This window comes from Stenotrophomonas ginsengisoli (assembly GCF_001431485.1).
Classification (GTDB): domain Bacteria; phylum Pseudomonadota; class Gammaproteobacteria; order Xanthomonadales; family Xanthomonadaceae; genus Stenotrophomonas; species Stenotrophomonas ginsengisoli.
In genome coordinates this window covers 93,246-118,234 of the sequence record NZ_LDJM01000012.1, presented here as the reverse complement: position 1 = coordinate 118,234, position 24,989 = coordinate 93,246, and the positions used below count along the sequence as shown (strand labels likewise).

At 66.9% G+C, this 24,989-nt stretch carries 24 protein-coding genes; 16 read left to right on the top strand and 8 right to left on the bottom strand.

Annotation, left to right across the window (positions count from 1 at the left end):
* Nucleotides 1–216 precede the first annotated feature (216 nt).
* From ABB30_RS05445 to ABB30_RS05430, 4 genes are all read left to right on the top strand, one after another.
* On the top strand, nt 217–516 hold the full coding sequence (locus ABB30_RS05445; RefSeq protein WP_057637341.1) for a YciI family protein: 300 nt from the start codon (nt 217–219) through the stop codon (nt 514–516).
* Complete coding sequence (locus ABB30_RS05440; protein ID WP_057637293.1) at nt 513–794, top strand: BolA family protein; 282 nt, start codon at nt 513–515, stop codon at nt 792–794. The genes ABB30_RS05445 and ABB30_RS05440 overlap by 4 nt, the downstream gene beginning before the upstream one ends.
* A gap of 153 nt (nt 795–947) precedes the next feature.
* Nucleotides 948–3,905, top strand: a complete 2,958-nt coding sequence (locus ABB30_RS05435; RefSeq protein WP_057637340.1) for a TonB-dependent receptor — start codon at nt 948–950, stop codon at nt 3,903–3,905.
* A 101-nt stretch (nt 3,906–4,006) separates the two neighbouring features.
* Nucleotides 4,007–6,766, top strand: coding sequence for a discoidin domain-containing protein (locus tag ABB30_RS05430; RefSeq protein WP_152980585.1), 2,760 nt, complete (start codon nt 4,007–4,009; stop codon nt 6,764–6,766).
* Between the two features lie 21 nt (nt 6,767–6,787).
* Here ABB30_RS05430 and edd read toward each other — a convergent pair whose 3' ends face one another.
* The 4 genes from edd to ygfZ form a co-directional block, all read right to left on the bottom strand.
* Nucleotides 6,788–8,668, bottom strand: coding sequence for a phosphogluconate dehydratase (gene edd / locus ABB30_RS05425; RefSeq protein WP_057637291.1), 1,881 nt, complete (start codon nt 8,666–8,668; stop codon nt 6,788–6,790).
* Nucleotides 8,669–8,725: 57 nt separating this feature from the next.
* A complete protein-coding gene (gene pgl / locus ABB30_RS05420; RefSeq protein WP_057637290.1) occupies nt 8,726–9,418 on the bottom strand; it encodes a 6-phosphogluconolactonase in 693 nt (230 codons plus the stop codon).
* Nucleotides 9,415–10,863 (bottom strand): glucose-6-phosphate dehydrogenase, encoded by a 1,449-nt coding sequence (gene zwf / locus ABB30_RS05415; RefSeq protein WP_057637289.1) that lies wholly within the window; start codon nt 10,861–10,863, stop codon nt 9,415–9,417. Before zwf ends, pgl begins: the two co-directional genes overlap by 4 nt.
* An 81-nt stretch (nt 10,864–10,944) precedes the next feature.
* Complete coding sequence (ygfZ, locus tag ABB30_RS05410) at nt 10,945–11,796, bottom strand: CAF17-like 4Fe-4S cluster assembly/insertion protein YgfZ (protein WP_057637339.1); 852 nt, start codon at nt 11,794–11,796, stop codon at nt 10,945–10,947.
* A gap of 111 nt (nt 11,797–11,907) precedes the next feature.
* On the opposite strand from ygfZ, the gene ABB30_RS16950 reads away from it, so the two are divergent.
* The 10 genes from ABB30_RS16950 (at nt 11,908) to ABB30_RS05365 (ending at nt 18,730) form a co-directional block, all read left to right on the top strand.
* Nucleotides 11,908–12,009 (top strand): DUF1674 domain-containing protein, encoded by a 102-nt coding sequence (locus ABB30_RS16950; RefSeq protein ID WP_245626427.1) that lies wholly within the window; start codon nt 11,908–11,910, stop codon nt 12,007–12,009.
* A 66-nt stretch (nt 12,010–12,075) separates the two neighbouring features.
* A complete protein-coding gene (gene sdhC, locus ABB30_RS05405; protein WP_057637288.1) occupies nt 12,076–12,462 on the top strand; it encodes a succinate dehydrogenase, cytochrome b556 subunit in 387 nt (128 codons plus the stop codon).
* A 2-nt stretch (nt 12,463–12,464) separates the two neighbouring features.
* Nucleotides 12,465–12,848 (top strand): succinate dehydrogenase, hydrophobic membrane anchor protein, encoded by a 384-nt coding sequence (gene sdhD, locus ABB30_RS05400; protein WP_057637287.1) that lies wholly within the window; start codon nt 12,465–12,467, stop codon nt 12,846–12,848.
* Nucleotides 12,849–12,853: 5 nt separating this feature from the next.
* Nucleotides 12,854–14,644, top strand: coding sequence for a succinate dehydrogenase flavoprotein subunit (gene sdhA, locus ABB30_RS05395; RefSeq protein WP_057637286.1), 1,791 nt, complete (start codon nt 12,854–12,856; stop codon nt 14,642–14,644).
* 18 nt (nt 14,645–14,662) lie between these two features.
* Nucleotides 14,663–15,448, top strand: coding sequence for a succinate dehydrogenase iron-sulfur subunit (locus ABB30_RS05390; protein WP_057637285.1), 786 nt, complete (start codon nt 14,663–14,665; stop codon nt 15,446–15,448).
* Between the two features lie 139 nt (nt 15,449–15,587).
* Entirely contained in the window at nt 15,588–15,836 is a 249-nt protein-coding gene (locus ABB30_RS05385; RefSeq protein ID WP_057637284.1) for an FAD assembly factor SdhE, read from the top strand.
* A 49-nt stretch (nt 15,837–15,885) separates the two neighbouring features.
* Nucleotides 15,886–16,248, top strand: coding sequence for a hypothetical protein (locus ABB30_RS05380; RefSeq protein WP_152980583.1), 363 nt, complete (start codon nt 15,886–15,888; stop codon nt 16,246–16,248).
* A 19-nt stretch (nt 16,249–16,267) separates the two neighbouring features.
* A complete protein-coding gene (locus ABB30_RS05375; protein WP_057637282.1) occupies nt 16,268–17,509 on the top strand; it encodes a lipoprotein-releasing ABC transporter permease subunit in 1,242 nt (413 codons plus the stop codon).
* Nucleotides 17,510–17,513: 4 nt separating this feature from the next.
* On the top strand, nt 17,514–18,209 hold the full coding sequence (gene lolD, locus ABB30_RS05370) for a lipoprotein-releasing ABC transporter ATP-binding protein LolD (RefSeq protein ID WP_425477377.1): 696 nt from the start codon (nt 17,514–17,516) through the stop codon (nt 18,207–18,209).
* Nucleotides 18,210–18,268: 59 nt separating this feature from the next.
* Nucleotides 18,269–18,730 carry a DUF6491 family protein gene (locus ABB30_RS05365; RefSeq protein WP_152980582.1) on the top strand — a complete coding sequence of 154 codons (462 nt, stop codon included), beginning with the start codon at nt 18,269–18,271 and terminating at the stop codon, nt 18,728–18,730.
* Nucleotides 18,731–18,778: 48 nt separating this feature from the next.
* Here the strand turns inward: ABB30_RS05365 and ABB30_RS05360 are convergent, their stop codons facing one another.
* From ABB30_RS05360 to htpG, 4 genes are all read right to left on the bottom strand, one after another.
* The gene (locus ABB30_RS05360) at nt 18,779–19,057 is read right to left on the bottom strand and encodes an oxidative damage protection protein (RefSeq protein WP_057637280.1); all 279 of its coding nucleotides are present in this window, start codon (nt 19,055–19,057) and stop codon (nt 18,779–18,781) included.
* A 40-nt stretch (nt 19,058–19,097) separates the two neighbouring features.
* The gene (mutY, locus tag ABB30_RS05355) at nt 19,098–20,156 is read right to left on the bottom strand and encodes an A/G-specific adenine glycosylase (RefSeq protein ID WP_057637279.1); all 1,059 of its coding nucleotides are present in this window, start codon (nt 20,154–20,156) and stop codon (nt 19,098–19,100) included.
* A gap of 113 nt (nt 20,157–20,269) precedes the next feature.
* Complete coding sequence (ftsY, locus tag ABB30_RS05350; protein WP_057637278.1) at nt 20,270–21,613, bottom strand: signal recognition particle-docking protein FtsY; 1,344 nt, start codon at nt 21,611–21,613, stop codon at nt 20,270–20,272.
* Nucleotides 21,614–21,742: 129 nt separating this feature from the next.
* Nucleotides 21,743–23,656, bottom strand: a complete 1,914-nt coding sequence (gene htpG / locus ABB30_RS05345) for a molecular chaperone HtpG (protein ID WP_057637277.1) — start codon at nt 23,654–23,656, stop codon at nt 21,743–21,745.
* Nucleotides 23,657–23,812: 156 nt separating this feature from the next.
* Between htpG and rsmD the strand changes: the two genes are divergently transcribed.
* Nucleotides 23,813–24,442: a 16S rRNA (guanine(966)-N(2))-methyltransferase RsmD gene (gene rsmD / locus ABB30_RS05340; RefSeq protein ID WP_057637276.1), complete on the top strand. Its 630-nt coding sequence runs from the start codon at nt 23,813–23,815 to the stop codon at nt 24,440–24,442.
* A gap of 7 nt (nt 24,443–24,449) precedes the next feature.
* Complete coding sequence (gene coaD, locus ABB30_RS05335; RefSeq protein ID WP_057637275.1) at nt 24,450–24,956, top strand: pantetheine-phosphate adenylyltransferase; 507 nt, start codon at nt 24,450–24,452, stop codon at nt 24,954–24,956.
* The last annotated feature ends 33 nt before the right edge of the window (nt 24,957–24,989 follow it).

Genomic DNA, 24,989 nt, shown 5'->3' with positions numbered 1-24,989 from the left:
CATCAAACATCAAGGCCATGCGCCGGGCGGTGCATGGTGGAGCAAGGGAAGGTGGTCATCACGGCGTTGCGCGGTGCGTCCCGGGGCAGGCCTGTGGGCGGCCGGGTGGCAGGTCACCAACGCGTGCAGGTGCCAAGACTAACGCTGTGGCGTGGCCCGTGTCCAGTACTGGCGGGCTACACTGGCCGCCTGTTCAACGTTTGTGTGGGGTTGGCCGTGTGGTATGTGATCGAGGGCTTTGACGGGGCCGATGTGCTGGCCGCACGGCTGCAGGCACGCAGCGCGCATCTGGCGCGCTTGCAGGCACTGGCTGATGCGGGGCGTCTGCTGCTGGCCGGACCTTGCCCGGCCATCGATGGCGAGGACCCGGGTCCGGCCGGTTTCAGTGGCTCGGTGGTGATTGCGCAGTTCGATGCGCTGGAACAGGCCCAGGTCTGGGCCGAGGCTGACCCGTATGTGGCTGCCGGTGTCTACCAGCGCGTGCTGGTGCGTCCGTTCAAGAAGGTGCTGCCATGAACGCGGCACGGGTGGCGAGGATGGAGCAGTTGCTGCAGGCAGCGTTGTCGCCGGTGCAGCTGGAGGTGGTCGATGACAGCGCGCGCCATGCCGGCCATGCCGGTGCCCGCGATGGCCGCGGTCATTTCAATGTGCGCATTGTCAGTACCGCCTTTGCCGGTCTGCGCCCGTTGGCCCGGCACCGGGCGGTGTACGCGGCGCTGGGGGACATGATGCAGACCGACATCCATGCCCTGGGCGTGCAGGCGCAGACCCCGGAAGAGGCCGGATTGGCTTAATTCGGGCTGACCAGGTGCCCTGATCGGCAAGGTTTCTGTCACAGGCTGTGATTGGGTACGCAATCTGTTCACGTTTGTTTGCGAACAATGCGCAGCGTACCGGGGGCCTGCGCCCCCGTGCTTCTTTCTTTCATGACCTTGATGGAGCGGCCGATGTCGCAGCGTAGCCTTACCCGATTGCCTTCCCGTCGTTTGTTGGTGCTGGCACTGGCTGCCGGTTTGAGTGTGGCTGCGCCGGCCATGGCCCAGAGCACCGCGGCCACCCTGCGTGGCCAGGTGCATGCCGATTCGGCGCCGGCCGCCGGCAGTCAGGTCACTGCCACCAACGTGGCCACCGGTGCGGTGCGCACCGCCCAGGTCGGTGCCAACGGCAGTTATGTGCTGCCGGGCCTGGTGCCCGGGCAGTACCGGGTCAGCGTGCAGGCCAATGGCCAGACCCAGGAGCGGCTGGTCAGTGTGGCGGTCGGCCAGGTCGCCACCCTGGACCTGGGCGTGGGTGGCGAGCGCGAAACTGCGGTCGCCGGCCCGGCGCAGGAGCTGGATGCTGTGCAGGTCACCGCCACCGCGATGGTGGAGACCAAGACCTCGGAAATGGCCACCTATGTCAGCAACCGCCAGATCGAGGCGCTGCCGCAGGGTACGCGCAACTTCCTGGCCTTTGCCGACACCGTGCCGGGCATGATCTTTGAGCAGAACCCGGGCAATGGCGCCACCAAGCTGCGCGCCGGCGCGCAGAGCGCCAACAACATCAATGTCTACATCGATGGCGTGGGGCAGAAGAACTACGTCATCAAGGGCGGCATCACCGGCCAGGACTCCAGTCGCGGCAACCCGTTCCCGCAGCTGGCCATTGGCGAGTACAAGGTCATCACCTCCAACTACAAGGCCGAGTACGACCAGATCAGCTCGGCGGCAGTGACTGCGGTGACCAAGTCGGGCACCAATGATTTTTCCGGCTCCTTCTTCTGGGATTACACCAACCAGGATTGGCGCACGCAGCGGCAGGACGAGCGCGGCGGGGACAAGACCCGCTCCAACGAAACCCAGTACGGCATGAGCCTGGGCGGGCCGCTCATCCGCGACCGCCTGCACTTTTTCACCAGCTACGAGGCCAAGGAATACAACTCGCCCAAGGACCTGGTTCCGGGCGAGGGCCTGAGCGTGGCCGACATGCCGGCCTGGCTGGCCGACCAGTTCGGCTCGGTCAGCGTGCCGTTCAAGGAAGACCTGTACTTCGGCAAGCTCAGCTGGACGGTGGATGAGTCCAACCTGGTCGAGCTGACCTTCAAGCGCCGCGAAGAGCTGGGCGTGGGCAATGTCGGCGCCCAGAGCGCAGCCAGCTTCGGCACCGATACCGGGGTGGACGAGGACCGCTATGACCTGCGTTGGCAGTACAGCAGCATGGACTGGCTCAACGATGCCCATCTGACCCGCGAAGAGGCCTACTGGTCGATGGCGCCGGTCAACTACGGCAATGGCTACCAGCTCACCGATGGCAGCCGCAACAATGGCAGGACCTTGTTCCGTACCGGTGCCGGCAGTGGCGGCCTGCAGGACAAGGGCCAGGAAGGCTGGTCCTTCCAGAATGACACCACTTACTTCGGTTTTGCCGGCCACACCCTCAAGTTCGGTGTGAAGTACAAGCAGGTGGACCTGAACACCACCGAGCAGCAGCCCTACAACCCGCAGTTCTACTACGACATCAATCAGGGCGGGCAGGTGCCGTATTACGTGTCCTTCGGCAGCCCGGCCGCCGGCACAGGCGGCGGCATCGCCCGTTCGTCCAACAAGCAGTTCGGTATCTATGTCCAGGACGACTGGGACGTGACCGACCGCCTGACCCTGAACCTGGGCCTGCGTTGGGACTACGAAAAGACCCCGGCCTGGTCGGACTTTGTGACCGGTGACGACGTGCTGGCCGCGCTGGCAGCGCAGGACCCGCAGGCCGGTGTGCCGGCCGGGCAGAGCTATGCCCAGACCTTGGCCGCCGGTGGCATCAACGTGGCCGACTTCATCAGCACCGGTTCCAACCGCAAGGCCTTCAAGAATGCCTGGCAGCCGCGCATCGGCTTTTCCTATGACCTGAGCGGTGACGAGCGCCACGTGCTGTTTGGCGGCATCGGCCGCGCCTATGACCGCAACCTGTTCGATTACCAGCAGCTGGAGCGGACCAAGGCGACGTTCCCCAACCGCCAGCTGGCGATCAACTCGCCCGGCCATGCCTGCGATACCAGCCAGCCCAGCTGCGTGGACTGGAGCGAACAGCTGCTCGACCGCGACTACCTGATGAGCCTGGTCAGCAGTGGCCAGGCCGGGCGCGAGGTGTGGATGTTTGCCAACGACCTGAAGGTGCCGTATTCGGACCAGTTCAGCCTGGGCATCCGCAACAGTTTCGATCTGGCCGGGCAGGCCTGGAACACCTCGCTGGCCTACCAGTTCATCGACTACAACGATGGCCTGCTGATGCAGCTGGGCAACCGACGCGCGGATGGCAGCTATTTCAGTGCCAGCGGCAGCCCGTGGGGTGGTGGTGGCGTGCCGGGGATGGGCAACCTGATCCTGGCCAGCAACAACCTGGAAAGCCGCAGCCACTCGCTGCTGCTCGGTGCCGACAAGCCCTACAGTGAGACCAGCCCGTGGAGCCTCAACCTGGCCTATACCTATACGGCCGCCGAGCAGAATGTGCATGAGCAGGACCCGGAATATGGCTGGTATTTCCCGGCCGGCGGCAGCTTCGGTGGGGCCTATACGCCGCGTCACCGCCTGGTGCTCAGTGGCTTTGGTGACATCGGCTATGGCATGAGCCTGTCGGGCAAGTTGACCCTGGCCAGCCACCTGCGCCGCTGGGGTGTGGACGGCACCGGTGGCTATGAAACCATCCGCAGCTATCAGCCTGACGGCAACATCGGCTTCAAGCAGTTCGACCTGTCGCTGGCCAAGACCTGGGACACCGGCAGCGACGTCAAGCTGAAGGTGCGTGCCGATGTGCTCAACGTATTCGACTGGCAGAACTGGGGCGGCTACGGCATGAACTGGGAGACCGGGGCCATCAATTCCTGGGACCAGTACGCCACCCGCACCTTCAAGCTGTCTTTCGGCCTGGATTGGTAAGGCGCATGCGCCGGCACCGTCGTCGATGACGGTGCTGGCCTTGCCTGCCGGCAATCGGGCAGGATGGGTTCCATGGATGTGATTGCGCTGGAGCAAGGCTTGTGAGGTCAGTGCTGGTGATGTTGCTGGGCAGCGCACTGTTGGGTGTGGCGGCCGGAGCGGCCGCGCAATCGGCAGTGCGGGTGGTGGAGGGCTTTGATGATCCGGGCCGCTGGCGCCTGCAGGTGTCCGAAGGTGCCCAGGCCCGTTTGAACCGGGTCGGCGGTGCTGACGGTGGCCGGGCCTTGTGCCTGCAGGCCGACTTTGGCGACCTGCCGGGCAGTGCCCGGTTCAGTGCGCCGCTGCCGCTGAGCCTTGCCGCAGGTGCACGCCTGATCAGCTCCAGCCGCGGCGAGGCCGCCCAGGCGCAGCTTTCGTTGCAACTGGTCGATGGCCAGGGCCGGCGCATCGGTGGTCATCGTCATGGCCGCGAGCTGGGCTCGCGCTGGCAACCGCAGTACTGGGCACTGGCCGATTTCAGTGATGCGGCCGGCAATGTCGCGGTGCTGCCGCAGGCCATCAGCCGTGTCGAGCTGCATCTGGCCGCACCTGCCGGTGGCAAGGCGCAGTGGTGCCTGGACAACCTGGCCGTGCAGGCCGGGGATGATGATGCGGACGAGCCGTTCAAGCCGGTGGCCCTGGCCGATACAGCCACCGCCCTGCAGCAGCGCATGGTGGATGGTCGCAGTGACACCCTGTGGGTCAGCAGCGGGGTCAAGCAGCAGACGGTGAGCCTGGACCTGGGCCGTGAGCGTGATGTGGGTGGCCTGCTGGTGCAGTGGGCGGCCGGCCTGCGTGCGGACCGTTACCGGGTGCAGGCTTCCAGCGATGGCCGGCGCTGGCAGCAGCTGCGGCGCATCGAGGGGGCCTCGGGCAATACCGACCGCCTGCGCCTGGGGCCGTTGCAGGCACGCTACCTGCGCCTGGACCTGGAGGACGGGCCGAACTGGCGCTACGGCATTGTCGACCTGCTGCCGCAGCCGGCGGCCTTTGGACGTTCCACCGAGGTCTTCCTGGCCGAGGTCGGCAAGCAGTGGCCGGCCGGCATCCTGCCACCGAGCCTGTCCGGTGGCCCGCTGGAATGGACCGTGCTGGGGGCGCAAGGGGCGGTTGCCCCGGCCTGGTTCAGTGCCCAGGGCAGTGTGGAGACCCTGCCGGGCAGTTTCTCGCTGGAGCCGCTGCTGCAGATCGACGGGCAGTGGCTGTCGGCCAGCCAGATGGAGCTGAGCCCGCAGTGGCAGGCCGGTGCGGCGCGCAGCCACTGGCTGCATGGCCAGGCGCGGCTGGAGATCGCCGCCAGCAGCGGCAATGATGGCCACGGCCGGCCGTGGCTGCGCCTGCGCTACCGCCTGTCCAACCCGGACCGGGCCAGCCATCGCTACGCATTGGCACTGGCGCTGCGTCCGTTCCAGCTGCATCCGGCCGGGCGTCTGGGCGATCTGGCCGGTGGTGCCGGCTGGATTGCCTCCATTGATGCTGCCCCGGGCCGGGTGGAGGTCAATGGCCGCACCGCGCTGCTGGCGATCACCCCGGCCGATGCGCAGTTTGCCAGCCACTTTGATGCCGGGCTGGCGATGAACCTGCTGCGTGGCGCGCAACTGCCTGCCACCCGACAGGCCGAGGACGAGCAGGGGCTGGCCTCGGCTGCCCTGATCTGGCGCAAGGAGCTGGCGGCCAATGGCAACCAGGAATGGGAGGTGTGGCTGCCGATGGCAGCAGCGGGTCAGGTGTCGGACAAGGTGCCCGGGCAGTTCCAGGCCAGCACGCTGGCCGGTGAAGGCTGGGTGCTGCCCGGCAGCCAGGGCCAGGCCCTGGTGATGGCATGGCAGGCCGCCGTGGGGCGGATGCGCGCCGAGCGCGCCGGGCCGTGGTTGCGGCGTGACAGCCGGCGCGCGATCGGTGCCGGCAACCGCGATGCCATGGCCATTGCCGATGCGCTGCTGCAGGCCGACCAGGTCGATGCGGTGGTGCCGTGGTTGCTGGCCCGTATCGGCTCGGGCAGTACCGGCAATTGCGACCTGCTGGCGCATTGGGCGCAGGCCGCGGCCCGGGTCCAGGCTGCGCACGGCTGGACGATTGACCAGCAGGCAGCGCTGCAGCCCTGGCTGCACGACTCGCTGGCCCGCTACCAGCCGGCCGGCGCGTGTGCGGCGCAGGCGCAGGCGCCTGCCGCGGCGGTGGCTCTGGGACGATTGTTGCCGGCGGCCGAACCGGCCGTGGAGGCCGTCGCCGATGAGCCGCCTGTACTGGCTGCCGTCAGCGATACCGGGAAAGAAGCGGTGCCGGCTCCGGTCACTGTCACGCCGGCAGCCACCGCGCTGGCCGTGATGGTGCCGGGCGAACCGGTGTCGCTGGTCCAGCGCCAGCAGATCTGGGAAGGGGCCCTGGCCCAGCTCGATGACCAATTGCCGGCAGGCTGGCAGCGCTGGGTGCGCGGGCAGTCACGCGGCCTGCTCGATGCCCGCCAGGCCGCGGCCCAGGTGCAGGCCATCGCCGCCATCGTGGCCGAAGAACAGGACGACCACCTGCGCCTGCTGCCCGGTTTGCCGGCCACGGCCTGGCGCGATGGCCGGCTGCAGGTGCCCGGCCTGCTGACCCGCTGGGGACGGCTGGGCGTGCAGGGGCGGCGTGAGGGTGATGACTGGGTGCTGCAGTTTGCCCCGGGCCTGCAGGCACCGCCGGCAGGGCTGGTGCTGGACTGGCCGTTCAACACCCCGCCGACGCCGGCCATGGCTGATGGCCAAGCGGTGGCATGGCAGGCTGGCCGCCTGCATCTGGCCACGCTGCCGGCCGAACTGCGCCTGCACCTGCCGGCACACTGAGATGCCGGCAGGTCGCGGTACTCAGCCGGCGCTGGCCGGATAAACCTCGCCGAACGGCCACGGCGCACCGTCGGCCAGCAGGGGGCCGGCATGGATGGACAGCGCGCCCTGGTCGGCACGTCCGACCACGGCCCGGTTCAGTGCGAACAGGTTGCGTCCCAGGCTCTGGCCTGCCGGCGTGGTGTCACGCGCCAGCGGGCGGGCGTCCAGCTCGGCCGGGTCCACATGCACGTGCAGCTGGCCGTTGTTGCCATCCACGCTGATCACATCGCCATCGTGCAGGCGGGCCAGGGCGCCGCCGCGTGCCGCCTCCGGGGTGACATGGATGGCGGCCGGAATCTTGCCCGAGGCGCCGGACAGGCGGCCGTCGGTGACCAGGGCCACCTTGCGCCCCTGGTTCTGCAGCATGCCCAACAGGGGCGCCAATGAATGCAGTTCGGGCATGCCGTTGGCCTGTGGCCCCTGGAAGCGGACCACGGCGATGAAGTCCTGCGGCAGGGCGCCGGCCGCATGCAGGGCACCCAGTGCGGCCGGGTTGTCCACCACCACGGCCGGCGCGGTGACGCTGCGGTGTTCGGGTTTGACTGCCGACAGCTTGATCAGGGCCTGGCCGAGGTTGCCATCGAGCAGGCGCAGCCCGCCCTGGGGCTCGAAGGGGGCGGCCACTGGGCGCACCACACTGGTATCGGCGCTGGTTACCGCGCCCTCCACCCAGTGCAGGCGCTGCCCGTCCAGGCGCGGCTCGCGGGTGTAATCGCCCATGCCACCGGGGGCAATGGTGGTGATGTCGGCATGCATCAGCCCGGCGCGCAGCAGCTCGCCGAACACCAGCTGGGTGCCGCCGGCGGCAGCAAAGTGGTTCACATCGGCCTGGCCATTGGGATAGACATGGGCCAGGGTCGGCACCACCGCCGAGATCGCGTCCATGTCCTGCCAGTCCAGCACGATGCCGGCGGCGCGGGCCACCGCGATCCAGTGGATGGTGTGGTTGGTCGAGCCGCCGGTGGCCATCAGGGCAACGATGGCGTTGACGATGGCATGTTCGTTAACCAGCTCGCCGATCGGCCGGTAATCCTCGCCGGCGGCCACCAGCTGCAGGGCGCGCTGGGTACTGGCACCGGTCAGCGCGGCGCGCAGTTCGGTGCCCGGGGCGATGAAGCTGGTGCCGGGCAACTGCAGGCCCATGGCTTCGAGCAGGACCTGGTTGGAATTGGCGGTGCCGTAGAAGGTGCAGGTGCCGGGTGAGTGGTAGCTGGCCGCTTCGGCGGCCAGCAGTTCGGCGCGACTGGCACTGCCGGCGGCGTAGCGTTCGCGCACCGCGGCCTTTTCCTTGTTGGGGATGCCGCTGGGCATCGGCCCGGCGGGAATGAACACGGCCGGCAGGTGGCCGAAGGACAGTGCGCCGATCAGCAGGCCGGGCACGATCTTGTCGCACACGCCCAGATACACGGCCGCATCGAACATGTCGTGGCTCAGACCCACCGCGGTAGCCTGGGCGATCACATCGCGCGAGAACAGCGACAGTTCCATCCCGGCCCGGCCCTGGGTGACGCCATCACACATGGCCGGCACGCCGCCGGCAACCTGGGCGGTGGCGCCCATGGCCCGCGCCGCGTCCCGGATCAGCTCGGGGTAGTGCTCGAATGGCTGGTGCGCCGAGAGCATGTCGTTGTAGGCGGTGATGATGCCCAGGTTGGGGGCATGGGCGGCCTTGAGGGTGGCCTTGTCCTGGAAGCCGCAGGCGGCAAAGCCGTGGGCCAGGTTGCCGCAGCTCAGGTGGGCGCGTGCCGGCGGCGCGCTGCGCGCGGCGCGGATCTGGGCCAGGTAGGCGGCGCGGCTGTGGGTGCTGCGGGCAATGATGCGGGCAGTGACCGCGGCAATGGTCGGGTGCAGGGCAGTCATGGCAAATCTCCGGTTACAACCGGCCGGAAGCGCGGGACGGCGCTGCCGGCGGCAAGGTCAGGCGCAGCACAGCACCTGCAGCGCTTGCTGCGGGTGCAGGGCATACAGGATCGGATAACGCTGGGCATCGTCGCTGGCCAGGGCAGCATGCAGGGTGTTCAGCTTGTCCTGGCCGCGCAGCAGCAGGATGCGGGTCTGGCAGGCGGCCAGGCCGGTGGGGGTCAGGCTGATGCGCAGCGGGAATTGCTGGGCGCCCGGGCAATCGCTGGCGTCGATGACGGCATAGGGCAGGGGGCTGTCGATGGCGGCCTGCAGGTTGCCGGCACCGGGGAACAGGGAGGCGGTATGGCCATCGTTGCCCATGCCCAGCACGGCCACGCTGGTGGCCGGATGAGCCTGCCAGCGCGCATTGGCCGCGGCCACGCAGGTGGCCAGTCCGTGGTCAAAGCGGGCCAGTGGCTGCAGCCGCGCCAGCGGTTGTTGCTGCAGCAGGTGCTGGCTTACCAGCAGGTCGTTGCGTTGGGCATCGCCGTCGGGCAGCCAGCGTTCGTCGGCCAGGCCCAGTTGCAGCCGCTCCCAGGGCAGGGGCATGCCGGCCAGTTGGCGGTACACCGGCGCCGGGGTGCTGCCGCCGGACAACAGCAGGCGTTGTGGCCCGGGTCCGTCCACGGCGCCGGCAATGGCTGCGCAGGCGGCCTGGACCCAGTCGTCTTCCTGCGCATGGAGATGGATCTGTACCTGCCCGTTCATGGGCGTGCCTGCGCGGCCAGCAGTGGCGGCAGGAACTGCGCGGCGCGTGCCGGGCCCCAGCTGCCGGCCGGGTAGCTGCCCATGACCAGGCCGGCCTGCTGCCAGGCCGCCAGCACGCTGTCGGTCCAGGCCCAGGCGGCGCGCACTTCATCGGCGCGCACGAACAGGGCGTTGTTGCCGGCCAGCGCATCCAGCAGCAGGCGCTCGTAGGCGATGCGGCGCTGCTGGCCGGTGGGCACCGACAGTTCCAGTTGCAATGGCTCCAGCTGCAGGGCGCCCCATTCCGGGCCGGCCAGCGAGCTGAGCAGGCCCAGTTCGATGTTTTCCTGTGGCTGCAGTTGCAGGGTGATGTGGTTGGGCTGGGCCTGGCCGCGGGCCGGGCTGTCAAACAGCCAGTGGCTGACCGGCTTGAGGGTGATCACCACCTGGGTACTGCGCCGCGGCAGGCGTTTGCCGGTGACCAGGTGGAAGGGCACCCCGGCCCAGCGCCAGTTGTCGATGTGGGCGGTGATCGCGGCGAAGGTTTCCGGCTCGGTACCTTCCGGCGGCTGGTAGCCCGGTACCGGCTGGCCGTCGATGTGGCCGGCGGCATAGCGCGCACGCAGGGTCAGCGGTGCGGCGTTGCGTGGATCCAGCGGACGCAGGCTGCGCAATACCTTGACCTTTTCATCGCGGATGCGGTCAGCCTCCAGCGAGGTCGGCGGCTCCATCGCCACCAGGGCCAGCAACTGCAGGATGTGGCTCTGGATCATGTCGCGCAGGGCGCCGGCGCGGGCGTAATAGGCGCTGCGCCCATCCACGCCGCCACTTTCGGCCACCAGGATGTGCACCGATTCGATGTAGTTGCGGTTCCACACTGCCTCCAGCAGGGTGTTGCCGAAGCGCAGGGCCATCAGGTTCTGCACCGCCGCCTTGCCCAGGTAATGGTCGATACGGTAGGTGCGCTGTTCTTCGATCAGTGTGGCGATCTGCGTCAGCAGGGCATCGGCGCTGGCGCCGTCGCTGCCGATCGGCTTTTCCAGCATCAGGCGCGAGGGGGCGGCCAGCGCGCCGGCCTGGGCCAGGCCCTGGGCGGTGCTGGGGTAAAGGCCGGGCGGGATGGACAGGTAACTCAGGCAGGCCTGGTCGGCCACATCGGCCACGGATGCGGCCACCGCCGCCGGATCGGACAGGTCCACGCTGCGGTAGTCAATGCGTTGCAGCAGGCCGTCGATGGCGGCGGCCTGTGCATCCGGTGCCGCCTGGGCCAGTTTTTCGCGCAGCAAGCCGGCAAAGCCGGCGTCGTCGTGCGCACTCAGGGCCAGGCCGCGGATGCGCAGGCCGGCCGGCAGCAGGCAGTCGGCATGCAGGCGCAACAGGGAAGGGAACAGGTAACGCTGGGCCAGGTCGCCGGTGGCGCCAAACAGCAGCAGGATGGTCGGGGAGCTGGCAGGCGCGTCAGTCATCAGGGGCAGGGCACATACAAGGGTATCTGCCCTCATCCTAACGTTGATGATGCACAGTGGCGCTTTTCTCACACTGCCGGTTCAGCGCAGCAATCCCTCCACCAGCGGCTGTGCCTGTACGGCGCTGCCGGCCACCAGCAGCGTCTGCTCGTCGCGCTCCAGTGGCAGCACGGCCAGGGCATACGGTGGGGCCACACAGGCCAGCTGGCCGATCTCGCGCTCCCCGGCCAGGACCGCGCTGCCGGCCGTGATGTCTGGTGCGACGCCGTGCAGCAATACGGTGGCGCGTTTGGCCTTGCCCAGGAAGTGGGTGCGGGCCACGATCTCCTGGCCGGGATAGCAGCCCTTGCGCACCGAATAGCCCTGCAGGCGGTCCAGGCCCAGTTGCTGGGCGGTCCAGGTCTCACGCTGCTGCGCTGTCAGGCGCGGCAGGCCAAGGCGCAGGTCGGCCTGCTGCCAGCTGCGGCAGGCCGCCGGGTCATCGGCGGCAAGGTCGGCACCTGCACCGATGCGCAGGGTGCGCGGCAGGGTGCTGCTGCCCCAGTCCAGTTCAATCACTTCGTCATCACTTATGGCCAGCTGGTTGCCGGCCGCGCCGGTCGCTGCGCCGAAATGGCCACTGACCGGGCGCAGGTCCAGTGCCAGGCGGACCTTGCGCCGGAACACAAAGCGCTGCAGGGCCTGGCCCAGGGCCTGGGCGCCGCCGTCGGGCAGGATCAGCAGCAGATCCCCTTCGGCCAGACGGGCCAGGGCGAACACATCCAGCACCCGTCCCTTGGCGTTGAGCCAGCAGCTCCACTGCCATTGGCCCGGTGCCAGGGCGGCCACGTCGTTGGCGAACTGGGACTGGGCGAAGGTCTCCGCATCGGCGCCCTGCAGGCGCAGCAGGCCGGTGTCGGGGAGAGTGAAATGGTTCGGAAGGTTGTCAGTCACGGTCGGCAGGTCTAAAATCAGCATGTTGCGAGACCAAAAATGATAGGCCAAACAACCCCCACTCCTGAAACTACTCCGGATACTGCGGTCAACGACCAGCAGGATTCCACCGTGCCCAAGCCCGAGGTTGCGACCGAGGTTGGTGGGCGCGGCGGGCTTGATCCGGTGCGCTACGGGGACTGGGAAAAAAACGGACGCTGCATCGACTTCTGAACGAAGTTGCAGTGACTAGCCAATGCGGCAATTCCGCCGCCCAGCCGAGACAACGAGCCCAGCGAAATGGCGAACCGATCACGCCCCCTCTCTCCGCATCTGCAGGTGTATCGCTGGCAGATCCAGATGGCCACCTCGATCCTGCATCGAGCCACCGGCATCATTCTGTCTGTCGGTGCCCTCATCATTGCCGGCGGCCTGCTCGCCCTGATGATGGGGCCGGAATCCTGGACCTGCTTCACTGACCACGCCGGTGCCTGGTATGGCAAGGCCTTCCTGTTTGCATGGACCTGGGTATTTGCCTACCACCTGTGCAACGGCATCCGCCACATCGTGCAGGATTTCGCCGTGGGTTATGCCAAGCCGACCTTCATCCGCAGTTCGTGGATGTCGGTGATTGCTTCGCTGGTCCTCACCGCCCTGGTTTGGGCCGCTGTCTGCCTGGGGGGCTGAAGATGAGCAAGTTCCGTACTCCGTTGAAGAATGTCCGCGGCCTGGGCAGTGCCAAGTCCGGTACCGAGCATTTCATCCACCAGCGCCTGACCGCCACCGCACTGGTCTTCCTGGGCATCTGGTTTTTGTGCCTGCTGGTGAGCCTGGTCGGCGCTGATTACGTCACCGCGGTGGAGACTGTCTCCAAGCCGTGGAATGCCGTGCTGCTGGTCGGCCTGCTGGTGGCCATGTTCTGGCACGCCCAGCTCGGCCTGCAGGTCGTGCTGGAAGACTACATCCACAACTCGCTGCTGGCGCTGGCCCTCCAGGTCATCGTGAAGTTCGTCGCCGTGCTCGGCGCAATCGTCAGCATTTTCGCGGTTGCCCGCATCGTGCTTGGGAACTGATATCCATGTCCGCTTACAAGATTACTGAACACAAGGTCGACATGGTCGTTGTCGGCGCCGGCGGCGCCGGCCTGCGTGCGACCTTCGGCCTGGCCCAGAAGGGCCTGCAGACCGTCTGCATCACCAAGGTCTTCCCGACCCGTTCGCACACCGTGGCAGCCCAGGGTGGTATTTCCGCCGCGCTGGCCAACATGGGTGAGGACGACTGGCGCTACCACTTCTACGACACCATCAAGGGGTCGGACTGGCTGGGCGACCAGGACGCCATCGAGTACATGTGCCGCGAGGCCATCCCGGCGATCATCGAGCTGGAGCATTACGGTGTTCCGTTCTCGCGTACCGAAGAGGGCAAGATCTACCAGCGTCCGTTCGGTGGCATGACCACCAAGTACGGCGAAGGTGCTCCGGCCCAGCGTACCTGCGCGGCCGCTGACCGTACCGGCCACGCGATCCTGCACACCCTGTACCAGCAGTCGCTGGCCCATAACGCCCGTTTCATGATCGAGTACTTCGCACTCGACCTGATCATGGACGAGGAAGGCGTGTGCCGCGGCGTGCTCGCCCTGGACATGGCAGAAGGCACCCTGCACCTGTTCCGCGCCCATGGCGTGGTGCTGGCCACCGGTGGTTACGGCCGCGCGTATTTCTCGGCCACCTCGGCCCACACCTGCACCGGCGACGGTGGCGGTATGGTGGCCCGTGCCGGCCTGCCGCTGCAGGACATGGAGTTCGTGCAGTTCCACCCGACCGGCATCTATGGCGCCGGCTGCCTGATCACCGAAGGTGTTCGCGGCGAAGGTGGCATCCTGCGCAATTCCAATGGCGAGCGCTTCATGGAGCGCTACGCACCGCATTACAAGGACCTGGCTTCGCGTGACGTGGTGTCGCGTTCGATGACCGTGGAAATCAGCGAAGGCCGTGGCGTGGGCGAGCACAAGGATCACATCCTGCTCGACCTGACCCACCTGCCGCCGGGCGCGATCGACGAGAAGCTGCCGGGTATTGCCGAAAGCGCCCGCATCTTCGCCGGCGTGGACGTGCACAAGCAGCCGATCCCGGTGATCCCGACCGTCCACTACAACATGGGCGGCATCCCGACCAACTACCACGGCGAAGTCGTGCGCAAGGTCGGCGACAACCCGGACGCCGTCGTCCCGGGCCTGTACGCCATCGGCGAAGCGGCCTGCGTCTCGGTCCACGGTGCCAACCGTCTGGGCTCCAACTCGCTGCTGGACCTGGTCGTGTTCGGTCGCGCCGTGGCCAACCGCTGCGCCGAGACCATCAAGCCGGGCGCGCCGCACAAGCAGCTGCCGTCGGACGCCTGTGACAAGGCCCTGGGTCTGCTGGACAAGCTGCGTCACGCCAATGGCGACACCCCGACCGCGGTCATCCGCGATCGCATGCAGCGCACCATGCAGGCCGATGCCGCCGTGTTCCGCACCAGCGAGAAGCTGGAAGCCGGCTGCAAGAAGATGGCCGAAGTGTTTGATTCGTTCCAGGACGTCAAGGTTTCCGACCGCTCGCTGGTCTGGAACTCCGACCTGATCGAAACCTACGAGCTGAACAACCTGCTGCTCAACGCAGTGGCCACCATCAACTCGGCCGAACAGCGCAAGGAAAGCCGTGGTGCACATGCCCACGAAGACTTCCCGGACCGCGACGACGTCAACTGGCACAAGCACACCCTGGTCAGCGTGGATGAGAAGGGCAAGTGCAGCTTCGATTTCCGCCCGGTCCACATGTACACGCTGTCTGACGACGTGTCCGTTGTGCCGCCGAAGCCGCGCGTCTACTGATCCGGGGAACTTATTAAAATGGCTGAATTCTCTCTTCCGAAGAACTCCCGGGTCACCAAGGGCAAGCACTTCGCTGCCCCGGCTGGTGCCAAGAACGTACGTACCTTCAAGGTCTATCGTTGGAGCCCGGACAGCGGCGAAAACCCGCGTACCGATACCTACGACGTTGATCTGGACAGCTGTGGCCCGATGGTCCTGGACGCCCTGATCAAGATCAAGAACGAGATCGACCCGACCCTGACCTTCCGTCGCTCGTGCCGTGAGGGCATCTGCGGTTCGTGCGCGATGAACATCGACGGCACCAACACGCTGGCCTGCACCCGCGCCATCGAAGACTGCGAAAAGAAGGAAGTGCCGATCTACCCGCTGCCGCACATGGACGTGGTCAAGGACCTGGTTCCGGACCTGACCCACTTCTATGCGCAGTACGCCTCGATCAAGCCGTGGATCCGTACCCAGACCCCGGCCCCGTCCGACCGCGAGCGCCTGCAGTCGCCGGAAGACCGCAAGAAGCTGGACGGCCTGTACGAGTGCATCCTGTGCGCCTGCTGCTCGACCAGCTGCCCGAGCTACTGGTGGAATGGCGAGCGTTACCTGGGCCCGGCCATCCTGCTGCAGGCCTACCGCTGGATCATCGACTCGCGCGATGAGGACACCGGTTCGCGTCTGGATGACCTGGAAGATCCGTTCAAGCTGTACCGCTGCCACACCATCATGAACTGCGCCCGTACCTGCCCGAAGGGCTTGAACCCGGCGCTGGCCATTGCCGAGATCAAGAAGCTGATGATGGCGCGCCGCGCCTGATCCAGTGGTTTGATCCGGCCATGAGGTGGCCTGCAGGCCGGCAGTGATGCCGGTCTGCACACCGCGGCACCGCGCCTGATGGCCGGTGCCGTTGTTGTTTTTGCCTGCTGCGCGAGCGCGTGGCATCAGGAGAAGGGAAATGGACGAGGCAACCGAACTGAAGCGGATCCGCTGGCGCAGCCGGCGTGGCATGCGCGAGCTGGACCGCCTGTTTGACCGTTATCTGGACAATGCCTGGGCCACTGCGCCGATGGCCGAGCGCGCGGTTTTCCTGCGCATGCTCGATTGCGAGGACGATAAGTTGTGGCGCTGGTCGATGGGTTATGAGGAGTGCCCGGATGCCGAGCTCATCGCGCTCATCCACAAGATTGCCGCCATGCCGGCTTGAATGGCGGCCGCAGCCGGCAGTTAGCGCGGCGCTGTTGCTGCTTGGCCTGTTGGCCATGCTGTCGCTGGTGCTCAGTGATTTGCCGCGGCCCTGGTTGAACCGGGCCGTGTGCCTGCCGGGCCTGCTGGCCGTGCTGCAGGCCTTGCGCTGGCAGCGCCAGCCCGCGCGCCATTTCATCTTTGACCGCAGCAATGGCCGGGCCTGCATTGATGGCCAATGGCAGCAGCGGCTGCGGATCAGCCAGCGCTGCGGCCTGCTGGTGCTGCACTGGCGCCGGCCGACGGGGCGGGGCTGGCTGCAGTGCGTGTTGTTGCCGGCCTGGCTGCCCGGGCCGGTCCTGAGTGAACTGCGCCAGTGGCCCCAGTCAGTTTCGCCATTCCACAAGCGCGGGCGCAGTGGCACCATAGCCTGATCTGACCGGGCAAGGCCTCATGTTCAAACCAGTACCCGTGGCCATCGGCCTGCGTTACCTGCGTGCCAAGCGCCGCAACGGTTTCATCTCCTTCATTTCCATGGCCTCGATCATCGGCATTGCCCTCGGGGTGATGGTGCTGATCACCACGATGGCGGTGATGAGCGGCTTCCAGAAGGAAATCCGCGATCGTCTGCTGCAGATGACCGCCCACGCCACGGTCACCGCCGAAGGCGAGCCGATGCGGGACTGGCAGCAGGCCGTGGATACGGCCAGCAAGGATCCGCGCATCATCGGCGCCGCGCCGTACATCGAGATCCAGGGCATGTTGTCCGGCCCGCGGGTGCAGGGGGCGGTGGTGCAGGGCGTGGACCCTGCGCTGGAGTCCAAGGTCTCGGTGATTGCCGAGAAGATGACCACCGGTAGCCTGGATTCGCTGGCCCAGGGCGAGTTCAACATCATCCTGGGCAAGGAGCTGGCGCTGTGGCTGGGCGTGGGTGTGGGCGACAACGTGGTGGCTACGCTGGCCGAAGTGCAGGGCACCCCGTTGGGGGCGATGGCGCGGACCAAGCGTTTCCACGTCAGCGGCATCTTCGAGGCCGGCTACAACGAGGTCGACCGTGGCGTGGCCTTCGTCAACCTGTATGACCTGGAGCGGGTATTGCGCAGTGAGGGCGTCACCGGTGTGCGCCTGAAGCTGCATGACATGGACCAGGCCTTCAACGTGGCCAGTGATCTGGCCCTGTCACTGGATGGCCTGTACCGGGTCAGCGACTGGACCCAGCAGAACGCCAACCTGTACCACTCGCTGAAGATGGAAAAGACGGTGATGGGCATCCTGCTGTCGCTGATCATCATGATGGGCGCCTTCACCCTGGTGAACTCCCAGGTGATGCTGGTCACCGACAAGCAGGCCGACATCGCCATCCTGCGTACCCTGGGTCTGAGCCCGGCCGGGGTGATGCAGGTGTTCATGGTCCAGGGCACCCTGATCGGCGTGGTCGGCACCTTGCTCGGCCTGCTCGGGGGCATCACCCTGACCCTGAACCTGGAGCGCCTGCTGCGCTTCATCGAAGGCACCTTCAATGTCGTGCTGCTGCCGCCGGACGTGTACTACATCACCGGCCTGCCCACCGACATGCAGCCGGCCGATGTGGCCTGGACGGTGGTGGTGGCCCTGCTGATGGCCTTCCTGGCCACCCTGTATCCGGCCTGGCGTGCGGCGCGCACCCATCCGGCCGAGGCTCTGCGTTATGAGTGATGCGATGAACCAAGAAGTGATCCGTGCCGAAGGCCTGGGCAAGACCTATGCCGAGGGCAAGATGCACACCCCGGTGTTCGATGGCCTGGAGCTGTCGGTGAGCCGTGGTGAAACGGTGGCCATCATTGGCGCGTCCGGTGCCGGCAAGAGCACCTTGCTGCACCTGCTCGGCGGCCTGGATGTGCCCACCGCCGGTGAGGTGTTTGTTGCCGGGCAGAAGATGAGTGGCCTGTCGGACACCGCACGCGGCGCATTGCGCAACCGCGAGCTGGGCTTCATCTACCAGTTCCACCACCTGTTGCCAGAATTCACCGCGCTGGAAAACGTGATGATGCCGGTACTGCTGGGGGGCGGTGAGCTGGATGCCGCCCGCAAGCGGGCGATGGACTTGTTGGAGTCGGTCGGCCTGGGTCATCGTCTGGCCCACAAGCCCGGCGAAATGAGTGGTGGCGAGCGCCAGCGTGCGGCCGTGGCGCGGGCACTGGTCAACCAGCCTGGCTGTGTGCTCGGTGACGAGCCGACCGGCAACCTGGATGACCGTACCGCGGCCAACGTATTCGGCCAGATGCTCGAGCTCAACCGGGCCCATGGCACCTCGCTGGTGCTGGTCACCCATGACCGCAGCCTGGCACGCAAGCTGGACCGTGTGCTGGAACTGCGCGAGGGGCGCCTGCATGCGATGGCGTCCAGCCAGGTTTAATGCCGGTACACCGCCTTGCTTTAATGATCGTTGGGTCGTTTCCCGTAAAGGAGGATGCAATGAAGTGGATGAGCAGTGCGTTGCTGGCGATACTGGTTCTGGCCGGTTGTGCCACGACCACGCGTCTGACCAGCCAGGAGCAGCTGCAGCTGCATCTGGCCCACGCCGGGGAGCCGGTACCCAGTTTCCGTTTCTTCGGCAGCCTGCACGGCTGGAACGAGCTGGGTGACCGGGCCATGGTGGTGCATACCCGGCCCAATGAATCGTGGTTGTTGCAGTTCGATGCGACCTGTCCGGGCCTGACCCATGCCACCACGATCGGCCTGAGCAGCCAGTTCGACCGGGTGTATGCGCGTTTTGACCGGGTCTATGTGCGCGACACCATTCCTTCCAGTTGCCGTATCTCCAGCATCCGTCCGCTGGACAGCAAGGCGATCAAGGCCGGGCAGGCGCAGCTGCGCCAGGCCAAGATCGAGCAGCGCCAGGCCGAGCAGGCCGACGGCGAGCAACCGGCAGGCTGATCCGGCAGCCGCTGATGGCAAAAGGCCGCCCTTGGGGCGGCCTTTTGTTTATCCGTTCTCCGGTGCCTGGTAGCCGGCGACGTTGTCGGCGGCGCCTTCGTTGAACAGGTACTTGACCATCTGTTCCTGCAGGTAGGCGCGGTGCTTGGGGTCGCGCGGGGAAAGCCGGTTTTCGTTGATCAGCATGGTCTGGTGGGCCAGCCAGGCCTGCCAGGCAGGCTTGCCGATGTGGTTGAAGATGCGCTGGCCCAGCTCGCCGGGCCAGGGCACGAAATCCAGCCCTTCGGCCGGTGCATTGCTGTGGTCGCAGTGGATGGTGCGGGACATGCGAGAACTCCTTGGGTGGCTGCCCGGCCTGCGGTGAGGCTCAGAGCGTATCGATCAATTTGCGGATGGGGGCCGGCAGGCCCAGTTCGGCCAGCTCGGCCAGGCCGAACCAGCCCGGTGCGTTTTCGCCGATCGCTGCGTTGCGGCCAGCGGCGGGCAGGCGCAGGCGATGCAGGTGCAGGTGCAGCCGGTAATGGCTGAAGGTATGCACGATATCAGGCAGGGCATCGGCACTTTCAAGGTCCGCGCCCAGCTGCTGTGCTGTCCACTGGGCCAGTGCGGCATGGGTATCGGCCTGGGGCAGGGTCCACAGCCCGGCCCAGATGCCTTGCTCCGGGCGCCGCAGCAGGGCGTAACGGCCCCGGCCGTCATCAATGAGCAGGGCATGGGCCTCGCGTTCGGGCAGGGTCTTGCTGGCCTTGCGCGTGGGCAGCTCGGCCACCCGGCCATCGCGCAGGGCGATGCACTGGCCCTGCAGCGGACACAGGGCACAGGCCGGCTTGGCCCGGCTGCACAGGGTGGCGCCGAAATCCATCTGCGCCTGGGTCCAGTCGGTCATGCGCCCGGCCGGCACCGCGGCCAGTTGCTGGCCGGCGATGGCCCAGAGCTGTTTCTCCACCGCCGGCTGGCCGGGGTGGCCGTCGATGCCGTAGACCCGGGTCAACACCCGTTTGACGTTGCCATCCAGGATGGCGTGGGTGTCGCCCCAGGCCTGGGAAAGAATGGCCGCGGCGGTGCTGCGGCCGATCCCGGGCAGCGCAACCAGGGCGTCCAGGTCGCGTGGCAGCTGGCCCTCGTGCTGTTCCACGCAGCGCCGGGCGGCGGCCTGCAGGTTGCGTGCACGGGCGTAGTAGCCCAGCCCGGCCCAGTGTGCCATCAGGGTGTCGGCGTCCGCGGCGGCCAGTGCGCCGATATCCGGGAAGCGGGCAACAAAACGCAGGAAGTACGGCACCACCGTGGCCACCTGGGTCTGCTGCAGCATCACCTCCGACAGCCATACCCGATAGGGCGTGCGCGGGTGCTGCCAGGGCAGGTCATGGCGGCCGTGCTGGTCAAACCAGGGCAGCAGTTTGCTCGGAAGCAGGGCAGGGCTGGACATGCTAAGGCAGGCTCATGTGGCTGCCGGGCAGCGCGGTGATGGGGCGGACAAACAAAAGGTGCCGGTGGGCAGAGCCGGCCGGCACCTCGGGGATTGCGACAATAACGCCAGGTTCAATGGCTGCCCAGGGCCTCGGGCAGCAGGGCATCGACGAAGGCTTCCGGCTCGAACACGCGCAGGTCTTCCGGGCGCTCGCCGATGCCGGCAAAGCGGATCGGAATGCCGAATTCGCGGGCCAGGGCGAACACCACGCCACCCTTGGCGGTGCCGTCCAGCTTGGTCACGACCAGACCGGTGACCTTGGCCACGGCATGGAACTGGCGCACCTGGTTGATCGCGTTCTGGCCGGTGGTGCCGTCGATCACCATCAACACCTCGTGCGGGGCAGTGGGATCGACCTTGCCCAGCACGCGGCCGATCTTGCCCAGCTCGTTCATCAGCCCGGTCTGGGTGTGCAGGCGGCCGGCGGTGTCGGCAATCAGGATGTCGGTGCCGCGGGCCTTGGCGGCCTGCAGGGCATCGAAGGCCACCGAAGCGGCGTCGGCGTTCTGGCCCTGGGCGATCACGGTGACACCGTTGCGCTGGCCCCAGGCCTGCAGCTGGGCCACGGCGGCAGCACGGAAGGTGTCGCCGGCAGCCAGCATCAGGCTGTGGCCTTCGTCCTTGAAGCGCTTGGCCAGCTTGCCGATGGTGGTGGTCTTGCCAACGCCGTTGACGCCGACGGTGAGCAGCACGAACGGCGCGGCAGTGCGGTCGATCACCAGCGGCTTGGCCACCGGCTCGAGCAGGGCGATCAGCTCGGCACGCAGGGCGGCCAGCAAGGCATTGGCATCGGCGAACTCGCGCGCCTTCATGCGCTTGCGCAGGCCTTCGATCAGGGCGGTGGTGGCCGGCACGCCGACGTCGGCGGTGATCAGGGCCGTCTCGATTTCGTCCAGCAGGTCGTCATCGAGCTTGGGGTTGCGGGCAAACAGGCTGCTCACCGACTTGGCGAACACGCTGTTGCGCAGGCGCTCGCGCCAGCCCAGCTTGCCTTCGGCTGCAGCCGGTGCGGCGTTGGCGGAAATCAGGTCGGCCTGGCTGTCATCGCTACGCCCGGCATCGGGCGTGGTCACGGCCTGGCTGGCAACGACGTCGATTGCCGCCGCCGTTGCGGCCGGCTCGACGCTGGCCGGGGCCTGGCTTGAATCGGCAACTGCGCTGGCTGCCGACGCTTCGATGACGGCCTGTACCGGCGCAGCAGGTTCAACAACCGGCACATCAATGGACGCAGCCGGAGCCTGGGCAACCGGAGCCGTCGGCGTTGTGCTGGCAGCAGGCGCTTGGGCGGGGGCGTTGTCGGACGCTTCGACGCGGGCCGGCTGCTGGAAGGCGGCAGCAATCTCTTCCGCGCTCAGGCGTGGCTTGGCGGCGTCCTGTGCGGTTTCGGTCTTTTTGCGGCGGAAGATATTGAACATGGATACTGGCGCTGTAATCAGGTGGATATGCTACCACTGACCGGCTTTTGGCCGATTGCCGGTGGCGGCCGGGGCTGAACACAAGCAAGGCCGGCGCGGGGCCGGCCTTGCCTGCAAACGTGGCTGCACTCAGGCAGACAGCTCGAGCAGCAGCTTGTTCAGGCGACGCACGTAGGCGGCCGGGTCCTTCAGGCTTTCGCCGGCAGCCAGGGCTGCCTGGTCGAACAGGACATGGGCCAGTTCGGCGAAGCGGTCGGTGTCGGCTTCATGGTCCAGCTTGCTGATCAGCGGGTGGGCCGGGTTGAACTCGAACACCGGCTTGGTCTCCGGCACCTTCTGGCCGGATGCCTCCATGATCTGGCGCATCTGCAGGCCCAGGTCACCCGCGCCCAGGGCGAGGATGGCCGGTGAATCGGTCAAGCGGTGGGAAACGCGCACTTCGGACACGTTCTGGCCCAGGGCCTCGCCCAGACGCTTGGCCAGGCCTTGCTTGTCCTTGGCTGCTTCTTCGGCGGCCTTCTTGTCCTCTTCGCTTTCCAGCTTGCCCAGGTCCAGGTCGCCACGGGCGATGTCGACAAAGGACTTGCCGTCGAACTCGGTCAGGTAGCCCATCAGCCACTCATCGATGCGGTCGGTGAGCAGCAGCACTTCGATGCCCTTCTTGGCGAACACTTCCAGATGCGGGCTGTTGGCCGCCTGCAGGTGGGTCTCGCCGGTCAGGTAATAGATCTTGTCCTGGCCTTCGGCCATGCGGCCGATGTAGTCGGCCAGCGACACGTTCTGGGTATCGCCTTCACCCTTGGTCGAGGCAAAGCGCAGCAGGCCGGCGATCTTCTCGCGGTTGCCGTAGTCTTCGGCCGGGCCTTCCTTGAGCACCTGGCCAAATTCCTTCCAGAAGGTGGCGTAGTCGTCGGGCTTGTCGGCGGCCAGCTTGTCCAGCATGTCCAGGCTGCGCTTGGTCAGGGCCGACTTCATCGAGTCGATCACCGGGCCGGTCTGCAGGATTTCGCGCGAGACGTTCAGCGCCAGGTCGTTGGAATCGACCACGCCCTTGATGAAACGCAGGTACAGCGGCAGGAACTGCTCGGCCTGGTCCATGATGAAGACGCGCTGCACGTACAGCTTCAGGCCCTTGGGGGCCTCGCGCTGGTACAGGTCATACGGGGCCCGGCCCGGCACGTAGAGCAGGGAGGTGTATTCCAGCTTGCCCTCGACCTTGTTGTGGCTGTGGGCCAGCGGGTCGCTGTAATCGTGGGCGATGTGCTTGTAGAACTCGTTGTAGTCCTCGGCCGAGATGTCGCCCTTGGCGCGGGTCCACAAGGCGTTGGCCTTGTTCACCGTTTCCCATTGCGGGGCAGCGTCGGCGGCTTCGCTTTCGCCCTCGGCGGTGTGCTTTTCCACCGGCATCTGGATCGGCAGGCCGATGTGGTCGGAATACTTCTTGATGATCGAGCGCAGGGTCCAGCTGTCGGCAAAGCTTTCCTCGCCGTCCTTCAGGTGCAGCACGATGCGGGTGCCGCGGGCCGGCTTTTCAACCGTGGCGATCTCGAACTCGCCTTCGCCCCGGCTGGACCAGCGCACACCCTGGTCGGCGGGCAGGCTGGCGCGGCGGCTGTACACATCGACCTGGTCGGCGACGATAAAGGCCGAATAGAAGCCCACGCCGAACTGGCCGATCAGGTTGGAATCCTTGCGCGCATCGCCGCTGAGCTTGCCCAGGAACTCGCCGGTGCCGGACTTGGCGATGGTGCCGAGGTGGGCAATGGCCTCCTCGCGGCTCATGCCGATGCCGTTGTCCTCGATGGTGACGGTGCGGGCGTCCTTGTCGAAGTACACGCGCACGGCCAGCTCGCCATCGCCTTCCAGCAGGGCGGCATCGGTCAGCGCTTCAAAGCGCAGCTTGTCGGCGGCGTCGGCGGCGTTGGACACCAGCTCGCGCAGGAAAATTTCCTTGTTGGAATACAGCGAATGGATCATCAGCTGCAGCAGCTGCTTGACCTCGGTCTGGAAGCCAAGGGTCTGCGTGCTCGATTCGTTGGTCATCGTCGAAGTGCTCCATGTTGCAGATGCCGCGTCACTGCGGCGCTGGCACAACAGTTGTGGTTGGCCGGCGCGGTTTTCAAGGCCTGCCCGCGCACATCGTCGGGCCCGGCGGGCTTGCTACCATGTCGGCCCGATCCACTGCCCCTGGTCTGCCTGATGTCGCGCCGCCTGCCGCCTGCTCCGCCTTCCGCCGCCCCGGCCCGCACAGCAGCTGCCGGCCAGGTGCGCATCATTGGTGGGCAGTGGCGCAACACCAAGCTGGCGGTGCCGCAGCGTCCCGGCCTGCGGCCAACCAGTGACCGCGTGCGCGAGACCCTGTTCAACTGGCTGATGCCCAGGCTGCCCGGGGCGCAGGTACTGGACCTGTTTGCCGGCAGCGGGGCACTGGGCCTGGAGGCGCTCTCGCGCGGGGCGGCCGGCGCCACCCTGATCGAGAAGGATGCCGGCCTGGCACAGGCCATCAGCGCCGTGGCCACGCGCCTGCAGGCGCCGGCCAGCGTGCTCAATGTCGATGCCCTGGCCTGGCTGGCGCGGCCGCCGGCCCAGCGTTTTGACCTGGTCTTTGTCGACCCGCCGTTTGCCGATGGCCTGTGGCAGCAGGTGCTGGCCGCCTTGCCGGCGCACCTGGCCGACGACGCCTGGCTGTACCTGGAGGCCGGCAGCAACCAGATGCCGGCGCTGGGGCCGGGCTGGCAGCTGCATCGTGAAGGTAGCACCCGTGAGGTCCGCTATGCCCTGTACCGGCGTCAGGGGACTGCTACACTTGGGACCGATTCCACGCCGTGAACCCCGCATGACCGGTGCCAACCGCCGTATCGCCGTATACCCGGGTACCTTCGACCCGATCACCAACGGCCACATTGACCTGATCAACCGCGCTGCGCCGTTGTTCGAGAAGATTGTCGTGGGTGTGGCCAAGAGCCAGACCAAGGGCCCGATCCTGCCGCTGGAGCTGCGTGTGGAGCTGGCCCAGGCCGCCACCGCCCAGCATGCCAATGTGGAAGTGGTCGGCTTTGACAGTCTGCTGGCCAACTTCGTGCGTTCGGTCAACGGTGGCGTGCTGCTGCGCGGCCTGCGCGCGGTGAGTGACTTTGAATACGAATTCCAGATGGCTTCGATGAACCGCCATCTGATCCCCGAGGTCGAGACCCTGTTCTTGACCCCGGCCGAGCAGTACAGCTTCATTTCCTCCTCGCTGGTGCGCGAAATCGCGCGACTGGGCGGCGATGTGTCCGGTTTCGTGCCGGGCAACGTGCTGGAGGTTCTGCGGCGTGCCCGACAGGCGCGTGACGATGCCTGAACGGTTCCACCATCCCCGTCACAGCTTTGGTAA

Excerpts from the sequence above, each read along its gene's own strand:
- ABB30_RS05440 (WP_057637293.1), top strand. The coding sequence starts at position 513 with ATGAACGCGGCACGGGTGGCGAGGATGGAGCAGTTGCTGCAGGCAGCG.
- ABB30_RS05435 (WP_057637340.1), top strand. The coding sequence starts at position 948 with ATGTCGCAGCGTAGCCTTACCCGATTGCCTTCCCGTCGTTTGTTGGTG.
- edd (WP_057637291.1), bottom strand. The coding sequence starts at position 8,668 with ATGACTGCCCTGCACCCGACCATTGCCGCGGTCACTGCCCGCATCATT.
- pgl (WP_057637290.1), bottom strand. The coding sequence starts at position 9,418 with ATGAACGGGCAGGTACAGATCCATCTCCATGCGCAGGAAGACGACTGG.
- zwf (WP_057637289.1), bottom strand. The coding sequence starts at position 10,863 with ATGACTGACGCGCCTGCCAGCTCCCCGACCATCCTGCTGCTGTTTGGC.
- sdhC (WP_057637288.1), top strand. The coding sequence starts at position 12,076 with ATGGCGAACCGATCACGCCCCCTCTCTCCGCATCTGCAGGTGTATCGC.
- sdhD (WP_057637287.1), top strand. The coding sequence starts at position 12,465 with ATGAGCAAGTTCCGTACTCCGTTGAAGAATGTCCGCGGCCTGGGCAGT.
- sdhA (WP_057637286.1), top strand. The coding sequence starts at position 12,854 with ATGTCCGCTTACAAGATTACTGAACACAAGGTCGACATGGTCGTTGTC.
- ABB30_RS05390 (WP_057637285.1), top strand. The coding sequence starts at position 14,663 with ATGGCTGAATTCTCTCTTCCGAAGAACTCCCGGGTCACCAAGGGCAAG.
- ABB30_RS05385 (WP_057637284.1), top strand. The coding sequence starts at position 15,588 with ATGGACGAGGCAACCGAACTGAAGCGGATCCGCTGGCGCAGCCGGCGT.
- ABB30_RS05375 (WP_057637282.1), top strand. The coding sequence starts at position 16,268 with ATGTTCAAACCAGTACCCGTGGCCATCGGCCTGCGTTACCTGCGTGCC.
- lolD (WP_425477377.1), top strand. The coding sequence starts at position 17,514 with ATGAACCAAGAAGTGATCCGTGCCGAAGGCCTGGGCAAGACCTATGCC.
- ABB30_RS05365 (WP_152980582.1), top strand. The coding sequence starts at position 18,269 with ATGAAGTGGATGAGCAGTGCGTTGCTGGCGATACTGGTTCTGGCCGGT.
- ABB30_RS05360 (WP_057637280.1), bottom strand. The coding sequence starts at position 19,057 with ATGTCCCGCACCATCCACTGCGACCACAGCAATGCACCGGCCGAAGGG.
- mutY (WP_057637279.1), bottom strand. The coding sequence starts at position 20,156 with ATGTCCAGCCCTGCCCTGCTTCCGAGCAAACTGCTGCCCTGGTTTGAC.
- ftsY (WP_057637278.1), bottom strand. The coding sequence starts at position 21,613 with ATGTTCAATATCTTCCGCCGCAAAAAGACCGAAACCGCACAGGACGCC.
- htpG (WP_057637277.1), bottom strand. The coding sequence starts at position 23,656 with ATGACCAACGAATCGAGCACGCAGACCCTTGGCTTCCAGACCGAGGTC.
- rsmD (WP_057637276.1), top strand. The coding sequence starts at position 23,813 with ATGTCGCGCCGCCTGCCGCCTGCTCCGCCTTCCGCCGCCCCGGCCCGC.
- coaD (WP_057637275.1), top strand. The coding sequence starts at position 24,450 with ATGACCGGTGCCAACCGCCGTATCGCCGTATACCCGGGTACCTTCGAC.